Source organism: Kribbella italica (assembly GCF_014205135.1).
In the GTDB taxonomy this organism is placed as follows: domain Bacteria; phylum Actinomycetota; class Actinomycetes; order Propionibacteriales; family Kribbellaceae; genus Kribbella; species Kribbella italica.
Genome location: NZ_JACHMY010000001.1, coordinates 6,963,890 through 6,976,181, shown reverse-complemented (window position 1 = coordinate 6,976,181; position 12,292 = coordinate 6,963,890). Strand labels below are relative to the sequence as shown.

At 70.3% G+C, this 12,292-nt stretch carries 12 protein-coding genes; 2 read left to right on the top strand and 10 right to left on the bottom strand.

Features of this window, described 5'->3' with window-relative positions; all coding sequences use genetic code 11:
- Positions 1 to 41: 41 nt before the first annotated feature.
- Genes HDA39_RS32595 through HDA39_RS32580 form a run of 4 tightly spaced genes read right to left on the bottom strand, consistent with a single transcriptional unit; the run spans position 42 to position 3,888 of the window.
- Positions 42 to 767, bottom strand: coding sequence for a class I SAM-dependent methyltransferase (locus HDA39_RS32595; protein WP_184801751.1), 726 nt, complete (start codon positions 765 to 767; stop codon positions 42 to 44).
- Positions 768 to 825: 58 nt separating this feature from the next.
- Positions 826 to 1,803, bottom strand: coding sequence for a helix-turn-helix transcriptional regulator (locus HDA39_RS32590; protein WP_184801749.1), 978 nt, complete (start codon positions 1,801 to 1,803; stop codon positions 826 to 828).
- Positions 1,804 to 1,846: 43 nt separating this feature from the next.
- A complete protein-coding gene (locus HDA39_RS32585; protein ID WP_184801747.1) occupies positions 1,847 to 3,052 on the bottom strand; it encodes a DUF2786 domain-containing protein in 1,206 nt (401 codons plus the stop codon).
- A 32-nt stretch (positions 3,053 to 3,084) separates the two neighbouring features.
- Complete coding sequence (locus tag HDA39_RS32580) at positions 3,085 to 3,888, bottom strand: LLM class flavin-dependent oxidoreductase (RefSeq protein ID WP_184801746.1); 804 nt, start codon at positions 3,886 to 3,888, stop codon at positions 3,085 to 3,087.
- Positions 3,889 to 4,001: 113 nt separating this feature from the next.
- Between HDA39_RS32580 and HDA39_RS32575 the strand changes: the two genes are divergently transcribed.
- The gene (locus tag HDA39_RS32575; RefSeq protein ID WP_184801744.1) at positions 4,002 to 5,390 is read left to right on the top strand and encodes an FAD-binding oxidoreductase; all 1,389 of its coding nucleotides are present in this window, start codon (positions 4,002 to 4,004) and stop codon (positions 5,388 to 5,390) included.
- On the opposite strand, the gene HDA39_RS32570 is transcribed toward HDA39_RS32575, so the two are convergent.
- The 5 genes from HDA39_RS32570 to HDA39_RS32550 form a co-directional block, all read right to left on the bottom strand.
- Positions 5,377 to 5,841, bottom strand: coding sequence for a hypothetical protein (locus HDA39_RS32570; protein WP_337925988.1), 465 nt, complete (start codon positions 5,839 to 5,841; stop codon positions 5,377 to 5,379). The two genes, HDA39_RS32575 and HDA39_RS32570, sit on opposite strands and share 14 nt — an antisense overlap.
- A complete protein-coding gene (locus tag HDA39_RS32565) occupies positions 5,825 to 6,571 on the bottom strand; it encodes an SDR family NAD(P)-dependent oxidoreductase (protein WP_184801742.1) in 747 nt (248 codons plus the stop codon). Before HDA39_RS32565 ends, HDA39_RS32570 begins: the two co-directional genes overlap by 17 nt.
- Positions 6,564 to 7,820 (bottom strand): AMP-binding protein, encoded by a 1,257-nt coding sequence (locus HDA39_RS32560; protein ID WP_184801739.1) that lies wholly within the window; start codon positions 7,818 to 7,820, stop codon positions 6,564 to 6,566. The genes HDA39_RS32565 and HDA39_RS32560 overlap by 8 nt, the downstream gene beginning before the upstream one ends.
- On the bottom strand, positions 7,817 to 8,068 hold the full coding sequence (locus tag HDA39_RS32555; RefSeq protein WP_184801737.1) for an acyl carrier protein: 252 nt from the start codon (positions 8,066 to 8,068) through the stop codon (positions 7,817 to 7,819). Before HDA39_RS32555 ends, HDA39_RS32560 begins: the two co-directional genes overlap by 4 nt.
- Positions 8,069 to 8,133: 65 nt before the next feature.
- Positions 8,134 to 8,280: a hypothetical protein gene (locus HDA39_RS32550; RefSeq protein WP_184801735.1), complete on the bottom strand. Its 147-nt coding sequence runs from the start codon at positions 8,278 to 8,280 to the stop codon at positions 8,134 to 8,136.
- A 157-nt stretch (positions 8,281 to 8,437) separates the two neighbouring features.
- Between HDA39_RS32550 and HDA39_RS32545 the strand changes: the two genes are divergently transcribed.
- The gene (locus HDA39_RS32545; protein ID WP_184801733.1) at positions 8,438 to 10,693 is read left to right on the top strand and encodes a hypothetical protein; all 2,256 of its coding nucleotides are present in this window, start codon (positions 8,438 to 8,440) and stop codon (positions 10,691 to 10,693) included.
- 9 nt (positions 10,694 to 10,702) lie between these two features.
- On the opposite strand, the gene HDA39_RS32540 is transcribed toward HDA39_RS32545, so the two are convergent.
- Positions 10,703 to 12,268: a glycoside hydrolase family 10-like protein gene (locus HDA39_RS32540; RefSeq protein ID WP_184801731.1), complete on the bottom strand. Its 1,566-nt coding sequence runs from the start codon at positions 12,266 to 12,268 to the stop codon at positions 10,703 to 10,705.
- Positions 12,269 to 12,292: the final 24 nt, after the last annotated feature.

Genomic DNA, 12,292 nt, shown 5'->3' with positions numbered 1-12,292 from the left:
ACGGCGCGGTCTGTCAAGGGTGTGTGACGCGATGATCTCGCTCAGTAAGGTTTCCGCGCGGCCACGACGACCGACGACCCGAACGGAAGGTTCCGGGACGGCAGCACGGCACGGTCCAGGTCGGTCAGCCTGAGCAGAGCCTTCTCGACCATCGGCGAGAGGTCCGGCAGGGCGGGTACGGCGTCCGGGCCGAGGGCCGCGGCCGGACGACTCGCCTGCTTCAGCCGGGTGAGCAGCCGGCTGGCCGCGAACATCGGGAACGTCGAGCCGAAGAGGTACGTCGAGCGCACGATCTCGAACCCACTCGCCTTCAGCGCCCGGGTCGCCCGCGCGCGCGTGTATCGCCGGAAGTGGTGGTTGTGGTCGTCGAAGTGGGTCCAGGCCCACTGGTAGGCCGGGACCGACATCAGGAAACGTCCGCCCGGAGTGAGGACCCGGTACACCTCGGCGAGGGCCTGGTCCTCGGGATCGCAGTGCTCGATCACGTCGAACGCGGCGACGACGTCGAACACCTCGTCGACGAACGGCAGCTCGAGCGCGGAGCCGCAGACTCCGCCGGGGCCCAGCCCCCGCGGATCGACGTCGAGCGCGACCTGCTTACCGTGCCCACGGAGCCAGGACACGCTGGGGCCGTCCGCGCTGCCGACGTCCAGCAATCTCCGAGGCTCTCCGACGTGCTCGCTGAGCACGACCTCGAGGAGAGAGGCACGAGCGCGGTACCACCAGTAGTCAGGGCTCTGGATCGACGGCGATCCTGCTTCGGTCATTGCAATACCTTACTGAACATCGGGGCCGACCTGCGCGAAGAGGTCTCCCGCGGCTGCCTCACGGCACCGGCACCCCCAGCGGGGCTTTTGTCGACTCCAGCAGGCGGTGGGCGAGGGTCTCGAGGGCGGCTCTGAGCTCGGGGCAGTCCATCACGGTGAACGGCACCCGAACGAAGGCCAAGCGTTCGGCGTACCAGTCGGGTTCGTCGGTGCTGCCGACCAGGCGGGAGCGGTCCGGGCCGAGGTCCTCGAGCCGGCCGAGGCTGCCGGGGATGCAGCGGGCGATCTGCTCGGCGCTCGCCTCGAAGACGATCTCCACCTGGTAGCGCCAGCCCGCGGAGAGGTGGTCCTGGACGGCCTGGGCCGGGTCGAGGCCCTCGGGCGGGGTGAACGTGTCCGGCAGCGGCTCGGCCGACTCGATCCGGTCGATCCGCAGGACCCGCTGGGCGTCGCGGGTGTGCGACCAGCCGAGCAGGTACCAGCGGCCGTGCCGCACGCTGACCGCCCACGGGTCGACGTCCATGCTGAACGCCTCGACGTCGCACTCGCCCCGGCGATAGCCGAGCCGCAGCCGGTGACGCTCACTGCACCCCCGTACGACGGACGCCGCGATCTCCGGATCGGGCATCGCGAGCCGCGACGACGGCGGAATCATCGCGCGGATCGCCTCGGCCGGGCCCGCGACGGCGGTCGGCAGCACCCGGATGATCTTGGCCAGCGCGCTGCCGGCCGGGTCGGTCACGTCGGAGACGCTGTGGTGACCGCCGAGCGCGGCCATCATCAGGCCGAGCGCTTCGGCGGTCGAGAACATCAGCGGGGGGACGCGGAAGCCGCGGCCGATCCGGTAGCCGCCGTACCGGCCGGAGGTGGACTCGATCGGGATGCCCGCCTCGCGCAGGATCCCGACGTACCGGCGGGCGGCGCGATCGGTCACGCCGAGCCGGCGGCCGAGACGGTCGCCGGTGATGCCCGGGCTGTTCTGGATCAGCTCGAGCGCCAGCAGCGCCTTCGCGGTCGGGCTCGCGTCGTCGTCCATCCCATCCCCCGTGTCCCGGAAGCAGATCGTCCGCGAACTCAGATTAGCGGGTGACCGGGCGGTGGGTGTCGAGCTGGGCGAGGTCGGCGGCGCTGAGGCCGGCGTGCCAGCCGGCGCCGTTGGTGATCCTGGTCCGGCGGGTGACGGTCTCGGGGAACAGCTTGGTGAAGAGGGCGTCGACCTGCTCCTCCCGGCGGCTCAGGACCGGGAGGAGCCGGTCCTGGTCGGCCTCCGGGACCGCGGAGCGCGCCTTCTCGGCGGTCGCCTGCAGGCGTTCACCGATCCGCTGCGCGTAGGCCATCAGGAAGGACTGCCGGAACGACCGGGTCCGGGACTCGCCGCGGATGCCGTAGTGCTTGCCCGAGGCAAGCATTGCGCGATTGGCCTGGACCAGCAGGGACGTCGCCAGCAGCTCGGTCAGTTGCAGGTCGAGATCAGCGCCGACGATCGTGACGACGGCGAGCTGGTCCTGCGTCACGGTCCGGCAGCCGTTGGCGTCCGCAACGACCCCGACGAGCTGCGCTTTCGCTGTCACGTAAGGGGTTTCGACCCAGATCCGGCGCGCGCCGGAGTCGTCGGGCAGCTCGAGATCGGGACCGGCGTCCAGCAACGCGTGGTCGAGGGAGAACTTCGCCATCAGTTCCTGCGCCTTGCCCGACAACGCCTCTGCCTCGTCGGGGAACTCGGTCGCCTCCGCCTTCGCGAGCAGGGCCCGGACGCGGGCCAGCATCTTGCGATCGGTCCCCGACTGCTGCGTGCGGTGGGCCGTCTTCGGCTGGGCCGTGCCGGGCAGTGGGGACAGGCGGGCCATCGCCTGCAACCGGTACAGGAAGCCGGCCAGCTGGAGCGTCAGGTCGAGAGTCAGGTAACGCCCGATCCGCCGCTCGGCCGACCAGCTCGTCAGGTCGAGGTCGTCGAACGGGTGCTGAAGCCCCAGGTCGGCCAGCTGATCGGACCAGCGCGAGTCGATCGTGCTCGGCTTGTACGCCCGGTGCTCCGCGCCGATCACCGCGGCCAGCAGCGGTTCGACGCCCGGCTCCAGCCGACGCCGCGCATGCTGTACGACGTCCATCGGCGTCCAGCCGCGCTCCCAGCTCGTCCGCAGCAGGTCGGTCAGGTACTTGCCCACGACCCGGTCGACCAGCGCCTGGTCCTGCTCGTCGTACCGACCGAGGTCGGGAAGGTGCAGCTCAGGCTGCACGGCGACCGTCGCTCGCTGCAGGACCTGCAGTACTTCCGCTTCACTCACACTCTCCAGTCTGTCAGGTCCTCCTGACAGCCTCAGATCTGTGGAGGCCCAGCGGCCAGGCGGCGCCGGACCTGCTCCATCCGCTCCGGCGAGTGATGAGGCATGTCCCAGCGGGTCTCCAGCCACCACGTCGCACCGGCATCGGCCCAGGGCCTCACCTCAGCTGCGGCCGTGGAGGGGTCGGTCTCCCCCTCCGCCACCACGTCGAGCTCCGGCCGGGCGCCGCGCTCACTCAGCCAGCCACGCACCGCGGCCAGCTCGGCCGGACCCGCCTCCCCGGCGTACTGCGGGAGTACGCCGTCGCAGCGCAGCACGCGACGCATCGACTTGGGCCGCGGCCACGCACCGACCACCCAGATCGGGATCCGCTCCTGGACCGGTCGGCCCACCACGGTCAGGTCGTCCCGGACGGACTCGTACGTGTAGTGCTCCCCCTGGTAGACCTGACCACCGTCCCAGAGCGTGCGGATCAGGTCGATGCCCTCGTCCATCATCGAGGCCCGGGTCCGCAGGTCGAGCTCCTCGCCGGTCGACGGCAGGTCCGTCTCGACCGCGCCGAGGCCGACCGCCAGGATCGCCCGGCCGTTCGACAGCTGGTCGAGCGTGGCGACCTGACTGGCCACCTTCCACGGCCGCCGCCACGGGAGCGGGGTGAGCATCGTGCCGAGCTTGATCCGGCTGGTCCGCGCCGCGATCGCGCTCAGCAGTCCCCAGGCGTCGACGCCGTACGCCGCCTCCCAGACGAAGACGCCGTCCCAGCCGGACTCCTCCGCGAGAACGGCCTGCTCGAGCTGCTCGGGGGCGGTGCCACCCGGAAGGATCATCCCGAATCTCATGGACCCGTTCCTATCGCGGATCGGGGTCGTGCCTGAAGAGCTGCCCTTCGAAGCCTCGTGGAGCCGGTGGAGGCCACGTAGAGTAACGGCCATCAAAATCGGGGAGGTGCAGGATGACTCAGACTGCGGAGCGGGGAATCGGCGACCTGAGAGCCGCCGTCGGTGGACCGGTGTTCACGCCGGGTGACGACGGGTACGACGACGCGCGGCGGGTGTGGAACGCGGGGATCGACCGGCGGCCGGGCGTGGTGGTGCGGTGCTCGGGCGTCGACGACGTACGGGCCGCGCTGGCGTTCGCGGTGGACAACGGGCTCGAGGTGTCGGTGCGTGGGGGCGCGCACAACGTCGCCGGCGGCGCGGTGGTCGACGACGGCCTGGTGATCGATCTCAGCCTGATCAACCAGGTCTCCGTCGATCCGGAGGCCCGGCGGGCGACGGTCGGCGGTGGTGCGCTGCTGGCGGATCTGGACGCGGCGACGCAGGAGCACGGGCTCGCCGTACCGGCGGGGATGATCAGCCACACCGGCGTCGGCGGGCTCACGCTCGGCGGCGGGATGGGCTGGCTGACGCGGATCGGCGGGCTGAGCATCGACAACCTCGTCGCGGTCCAGCTCGTCACCGCCGACGGCCGGGTGCTGCGGGCGGCCGCGGACGAGAACCCGGACCTGTTCTGGGCGGTGCGGGGCGGGGGAGGCAACTTCGGTGTCGTCACCGAGTTCGAGTTCTCCCTGTACGCCGTGGGCCCGCTGATCCAGTACGGCCTGATGTTCTGGGATGTTGCCCAAGGCACCGAAGTTCTGCGGCTGGCGCGCGAGGTGATCCCGGGGCTGTCCCGCGACTTCAACGTGGTGATCGCCGGGCTGAGCGCGCCGCCGTTGCCGTTCGTGCCCGAGGAGCACCACTTCCGGACCGGGTACGCCCTGGTCGTCACCGGCTTCGGCTCGCCCGAGGGGCACGCGGAGGTGCTCGACCGGCTGCGGGCGGCGCTGCCGCCGCTGTTCGAGGTCGCGACCCCGATGCCGTACGTCGCACTCCAGCAGTCGCTGGACGAGGCGAACGCCTGGGGCCACCACGTCTACGAGAAGACGTCGTACCTGGAGGACCTGACCGACGACGCGATCGCCGTACTGGTCGAGCATCTGGACCGCAAGCAGTCGCCGCTCTCGGTCAACCTGTTCTACCGCTTGGACGAGGCCTACTCCGAGGTCCCCGAGAACGCCACCGCGTTCGCGGGAGGACGCTCACCGAGGTACGCGACCTTCATCGTCGGCGCGGGCCGGACCCCGGCGCAGTTCCCGGCCGAGCGCGAGTGGGTCAGGACGTTCTGGTCAGCCCTGCAGCCGCACGTCATCGCCGGCGAGGGCTACGTCAACGCGCTGGGTCAGGACGGCCTCGACAGCAGCACGCTGTACGGCGAGAAGTACGAGCGGCTGGCCCGGATCAAGGCCGAGTACGACCCGGGCAACGTCTTCCATCGCAACTCCAACATCAAGCCGGCCTGACCGACGGAGCCAGGCTCGGCGCGTGACCGCTCGACGGAGCGAGGGCCACTGACACGATCAGTGGCCCGACCTCCAGCGTCCGCCACTGGCCGGCGAAGTCGGCCGGTACGTCGAGCCCGTGCTGCGGCCACCAGGCCAGCATCGGTACGTCGGCGAGCTTGCACAGGCACTCCGACCGGGTCCAGCGCTCCCAGAACCGGTCGGTCCCGAACCGCTTCGCCAGCGGCGCCGGGATCACCTGGTCGGCGTACTCGGCATCGACGACCACCGACCAGCCGGCCGGCGGTACGCCGTACCAGCCGACGCAGCGGAAGTCGGGCAGGTGCGAGCGGGTCAGTGCATCCCGCACGTCGTCGACCGAGCCGACCCGCAGGTGCGACTCGGCCTGGTCGAGCAACTGACGGACGCGCGGACGCTCGCCGCCGTCGGGACCGTCAGATACCGGCGGCACCGTCGATGACGATCGCCTGGCCGTTGATGTTCGTGTTCTCCAGCAGCAGCATCCGGACCACCGGGACGACCTCGTCCGGCTCGGTCAGGTGACCGGTCGGCGTCCGCCGGACGATCTGGTCGAGCTGGGTCTGGCCGAGCACCGCGGACATGTCCGAGGCGAAGAAGCCGGGAGCGACCGAGTTCACCAGCACGCGGCCGCCGAGCTCACGGGCCATCGAGCGGGTGGCCGAGTCCATGCCGCCCTTGGTGGCCGAGTAGGCGACCAGGCCGGGGAAACCGCGCTGACCGCAGATCGAGGTGATGTTGACGACCCGGCCCTTGAGGCCCTTGGCCATCATCCGGCGCAGCACGTAGCGGGTCAGCACCAGCGGGGCGGTCAGGTTGGTCTGGATGATCTGCGCGATCTGGTCCGCCGAGGTGTGCACGTGCAGCGAGTCCTGGCCGATCGCGGCGTTGTTCACCAGGCCGTCGATCGGGCCGAGCTTGGCCTCGACCTCCTTGACGAACGCCTGGGTCGCCTTTTCGTCGTTCAGGTCGACGGCACCGGCGTGCACCTGGTCGGGGTACTTCTCGGCCAGCGCGGCGATCTCCGGCGTCACCGACCGGGCGAACGCCGCGACCTTCACGCCCGCGTCGATCAGCCCGTTGACGATGGCCAGGCCGAGGCCGCGGGAGCCGCCGGACACCAGCACGACGGTCGACGGCGGAACCAGAGTGACATCAGACATCGCTTTTCAGGGTCTCCTTCTGGGGAATCTCGGCCAGGAAGCGGATCCGGCGCGGTACGCCGTAGTCCGGCAGCCTGTTCGTGCACCACTGCACGAGGTCGGCGTCGGTGACCGGTCCGAGGTCGGGGTTCAGCACGACCTCGGCGGCGACCATCCGGCCGACCAGCGGGGCCTTGCGGGCGAACACCCGGGCCCAGGCGACGGCCGGGTGGGCCATCAGCACGTTGCGGACCAGGCCCGCGGACACCTTGGACCCGCCGACGTTGATCTCGTCGGTGTCCAGCCGGCCGGTGATCAGCACCCGCTCGTCGACGAACTCGACCCGGTCGCCGGTCCGGTGCGCGCCCTCGAGACCCGCGCCGTGGTGCGGGGAGGCGATCACCAGCTCGTCGCCGTCGACCGACAGCACCGGGCGCTCGGACTCCGGGTCGGGGTCGCGGTCCAGCCAGGCCTTCGGGAAGCCGGCCTTGCCGTCGTGCACGACGATCGAGGCACCGACCTCGGACGAGGCGTAGATCCAGGAGATCCGCGCGTTCGGGAAGAGCTCGGCCAGCTGGTCGAGGATCGCCTGGTCCACCGGCTCGCCGCCGAGCGTGATCTGCTCGAGCGGGACCTTGGACAGCGCCTCGGAGTCACGGAAGATCGTCTGCCGCCAGAACGTCGGCGTACCGGACGCGGCGGTGACGCCGTACTCGGCGGCGATCTGCGGCCAGGTCTCCAGCTCGGACGGCTCGATCACGACCAGGCCCTGGTCGGCCTGGGTCAGCGAGATGGTGATCACCTGCCACCACGCGTACGTGCCCGGCGAGTACGGGACCAGCCAGGTGCGCGGCTGCTGCTTGCCGCGGACGGTGGTCAGCGACTCCAGCGTGTGGCCGATCCGCTTCGGGCGGCCGGTCGAACCGGAGGTGAGCAGCCAGACCCGGCCCGACTCCTCGACCCGCTTCAGCCGGGTGGGGGTGACCGAGTGCTCGTCGCCATTGGCGATCACGACCGCGAAGCCGGACTCGCCGAGTTCCTCGCGCATCGCCAGGTCGACCCGCGACGACGTCGCCACCAGCAGCTCGGTGCCGTGCACCGCGTGATGCCGTACGGCGGCCAGCGCGTCCGCGCCGTTGTCGACCAGGACCGCGGCCGGCGACGGCAGCTGGGGCAGCTTGTGCAGGGTCCGCCAGGTCAGCTTCTTCCCGCCGACGACGACCGTGTTGTCGTCGCCGATCAGAGCGGTGCTGCGACGCTGCGCGGTCACGCCGACTGGAGCTGCTCGATGAAGTCCAGGACGTCGCCGACCTTGGCGATCTGCCGCAGTCCGGGAGCATCGAAGTTCAGCTCGTCGCCGATCTCGTCCTCGACCCGCAGGGCCAGCTCGGAGAAGTCCAGGGAACGGAAGCCGATCTCCCGCAGATCGGCGCTGTCGTCGCCCGGCAGCTCCTTGCCCTGCGCCTTCATCACCTCGCCCATCAGGTCCCGGATCTGGGCGCGCGTCAACTCACTCATAGGCCAAGACTCTAGCCGCCTCTCCCGGCGGAAGACGATTCGCGGGGACCCGGCGGTGGCTGATCTCACTTGTCACGTCGCACGACGGCCCGCAGCCTGCGAACTCTGTCCTTGATCTCCCAGCCGATCAAGGCAATGAGTGGGGCTGCCGCGGCGGTGGCGGCGAGCAGGATCTCTTCTACGGGGAAGCCGGCGATGTGCTGAGCGGGCATGGTGCCTCCCTGTCACAGGTCTTCACTCAGGGTAAGCACCCTGTCTGACCGGGTAAACAGCTCGACGATGACGTTTCGGGGCCGACTACCGTTGGGGGAGAACTTTTGGTCGCCCACGGGTCTCTCTCCGTGTGCAGGAACAGCGGAGGGAGTACGGGTGAGCCGACCGGGCCGGGCGATGTCGGTGGCGGCGCTGGCGAGTGTGCCGGTGCTGCCGCTGGGCTGGTTCGTCGGGCTGCAGGCGCACCAGCCGTGGGTCGCGGCGGCGTACCTCAGCTACTTCCTCCTCGTGCTCGTCATACCGGGGACGATGTTCTGGCGACGCCTCACCGGCGGCTCCGGCTGGTTCGCGGTCGACGCGGTGCTCGGTACGACGTTCGGCCTGGCCTGCGAGGTCCTGATCTACCCGCTCGGCCGCTGGCTCGACATCCCGCTGGCAGCGCTGGTGATGCCAGCGCTGGCGCTCGGACTCTTCCTGGCCCTGCCCGGCCGGACGCGCTCCACCAAGCCGACCCCCTGGTGGTCAGTGGCCGGCGTGATGGTCGTCGCCGGGATCGTCGCGGCCTGGTTCGTCCGGGTCGGCTCCCGGCTCATCCCGCTCGACGGACCGGCGGCCCTGCGCCCCAACTCGGACTCACCGTTCCAGCTGTCGCTGGCTGCCGAGCTGACCCACCACTTCCCGCCGCAGGTCCCGTACGTCGCCGGAGAGCCGCTGACGTACCACTGGATGGCCTTCAACCACATCGCGTCGGCGCACTGGATCACCGGCATCGAGCTCGACGTCCTGACCCAGCGGGTGGTCCCCTTCGCGTTCCTGCTGCTGACGACGCTGGGCGCCGCCGCCGTCGGCATGGTCCTCACCGGCCGGGCAGTCGCGGCTCCGATCGCCGCCGGACTCGCTGTGCTCGCCGGAGACCTCGGACCGTGGGGCTGGACGGTCACCCACACCCTGTACCACGACAGCCCGCTGTCGATGGGGCAGATGATCAGCACCACCCAGGCCTTCTCCACCGTGCTGATGCTGCCGCTGATCGCCGTCACCGCTCAGCTCCTGCGACGCCCGCCGGGCCAGACCCGCAAGCAGCTCGCCGGGTTGTTCCTGGTCGCCGGCATCCTGATCAGCGTCCTCTCGGTCAGCAAGGCCACCGCACTGCCCGTGTACGCCGCCGGACTGGCCGCCGCGTGGATCTACCTGACCATCAAGGCGCGTCGCCTCAACCTGCGCGCGCTGGTCCTCGGCGTGACGGTCGCAGCGGCGTACGCCTTCAACTTCTTCGTCGTCCTGCGTGGTGAGACCAACGGGATGGAGTTCAAACCGGCCGGGACCTACCGCAGCATGCTGGACGGGATGGTCCGCGGCATCGACCCGTCGGTGCCGGCCGGCCGCTCGATGCTGCTCATCGTCACCGCCGCGGTCGTGATCGGTTGGCTGATGCCGGCTGTGGGCGCCCTGCTGATCCGGCGACGGCTGCCGCGCGACCCGATGGTGGTGATGCTGCTGGCCGGGCTGGTCGGAGCGGTCGCCGCCGCCAGCCTGCTCTACCAGTTCAGCCAGGCGCAGGTCTTCTTCGTCCGAACCGCCTTCATCTACGGGGTTCTGCTCGCTGCCTGGGGCCTGGCCTCGCTGGAACGCCGGCAGTACCTGGTGGTCGGTCCGGCCCTGGCCATCGGCGTCGCCGCGATCTACATGGGCCGGGCCCAGACCAAGACGCTGATCCGCGACTGCCAGGACACCGGCTGCCTGGAGAGGATCTTCACCGCGCCGCTCGTCGCCGCCGTGATCCTCACGGCGGCCGGCATCGTCATCCTGGGCCTGAGCATCCGGCGACGGTCGCGGACCGGCCGGACGTGGGCCATCATCGCCGTCTGCGCGCTGCTCGGGCTGACCGTGTCGCCGACGGTGGTCGGCCTGCGGCAGTTCGCCTTCCCGCCGCAGACGGCGTACGACTCGATCGCGCCCGGCGGGATCGACGCGGCCCGGTTCATCCGCCGCCAGTCCGGGCCGGACGACCTGATCGCGACCAACATCCACTGCCACGCCCCGACCGGTCCACGCTGCCACACCGGCTCGTTCTGGATTCCCGGGTACGCCGAACGCCGGGTCCTGGTCGAGGGCTGGTCGTACACGGCGAAGGCGAACAACGTGCGCACCTCGGCCGAGGCGTCCTACGGGCCCTTCTGGGACAAGGAGAAGCTGAAGGTCAACGACGAGGCCTTCACCGCACCGACCCGTGAGGTCCTGGACCGCCTGCGCACGCAGTACGGCGTGCGCTGGCTGCTCGCCGACGACCGGGTGAACCCGGCGCCGGAAGAGCTGGAGAAGCTCGCCGAACTGCGCTTCCAGTCCGGCACGGTGCGCGTCTACCAGCTCTACCCGCCACGGGTCGGCGCCGGCTCCACTCCGATCAGCTAGCGAGCCCGGTCACCGGATGGCGGCCGCGGGCAAGGGAATGCTCTGGTTCCAGGTGCGGTCGAGTGCGGTGACCAGGTAGATGTAGTGGCGTCCGGCAACGGCTGTCGTGTCGGTCCACGTCTGCTGACCGCCGGTGGCCCGCAGCGTCGCGACCAGGTTGCGCGCGTCGTTGTCAGCACACCAGTCACCGGCCAGCAGGTCGCGGCGGTAGACGGCGTACGACGTGGTGTCCTTGGAGGTCGCGCGCCAGTCCAGCTTCACTCCGGTCGTGGTCCGCGAGGCCTTGAGGGCGTGGACCGGGAGCGGCGGGCGTGCGTCGAGCGACGGCATCGCCGGGACCAGTGCGGGGCGGGTGTACCAGGTGCTGTTGAGCAGGCTGGTCGCACCGAGGCGGTCGGCCCGCACGTCCTTGGCGGAGAAGTAGATGTCGCCCTTCACCTCGGGGATCGCGCTGTTGAACGCCAGGTGGTCGCTCAGCTCGGCCGGGTCGGCCCAGTCGGGCGACTGCGTCGACGTACCGACCTTGTACGTCGCCTGGCCGATGTAGAGGTGCACGTCGGTGCCGCGGACCTGGTCGGCCCACCAGGGCACGATCTTGGTGTAGTCGGCGGCGGCGAACCCGCCGGCCCAGTAGACCTGCGGGACGATGTAGTCGATCCACTCCTCGCGGACCCACTTGCGGGTGTCGGCCGCCAGGTCGTCGTACGTCTGGACGCCTGCCGTGGTGTCCGAACCTTCCGCGTCGGTCGCCTTGTTGCGCCAGACGGCGAACGGCGAGATGCCGAACTTCACCCACGGCTTGGCGGCCTTGATCTTGTGCTGGAGCTCCTGGATCAGCAGGTCGATGTTGTTGCGCCGCCAGTCCTGGAGGGTGGAGAAGCCGGCGCCGTACTGCGCGTACGTCGCCGCGTCGTCGAAGACCTGGCCTGCCACCGGGTATGGGTAGAAGTAGTCGTCGAAGTGCACGCCGTCGATGTCGTACTTGCTGACGGCATCCATGATCGCGCTCTCGACCAACTGACGGGCCGCGGGGATGCCGGGGTTGTAGTAGAGCTTGCCGCCGTACGTGACGACCCAGTCCGGGTGCTGCCGCGCAGGGTGCGTCGGGACGAGGGCGTTGAGGTTCGTGCCCATCGAGAGCCGGTACGGGTTGAACCAGGCGTGCAGCTCGAGGTTGCGCTTGTGCGCCTCGGCGACGGCGAACGCCAGCGGGTCGTAGCCGGGATCGCCGCCCTGCGTGCCGGTCAGGTACTGCGACCAGGGCTCGACCGACGACGGCCAGAACGCGTCGGCGGTCGGGCGGACCTGGAGTACGACGGCGTTGTGGTTCTGGCGGACGGCGTCGTCGTACCAGGTGAGCAGCTCGGCCTTCTGCTGCGCCGCGGTCAGCCCGGTGCGCGACGGCCAGTCGATGTTGACGACCGACGAGACCCAGCTGGCCCGGAACTGCCGCAACGGGGTCTTCGCGTCGGGCGTGCACCCGGCGCTCGGCGCCGCGGACGCCGTACTGGTGAGACCGCTGACCAGCAGTCCCACGGCCACCACAAGGCTTCCGACCACACGCCAGGCTCTCATGTCACTCTCCGACTATTCTGCGGG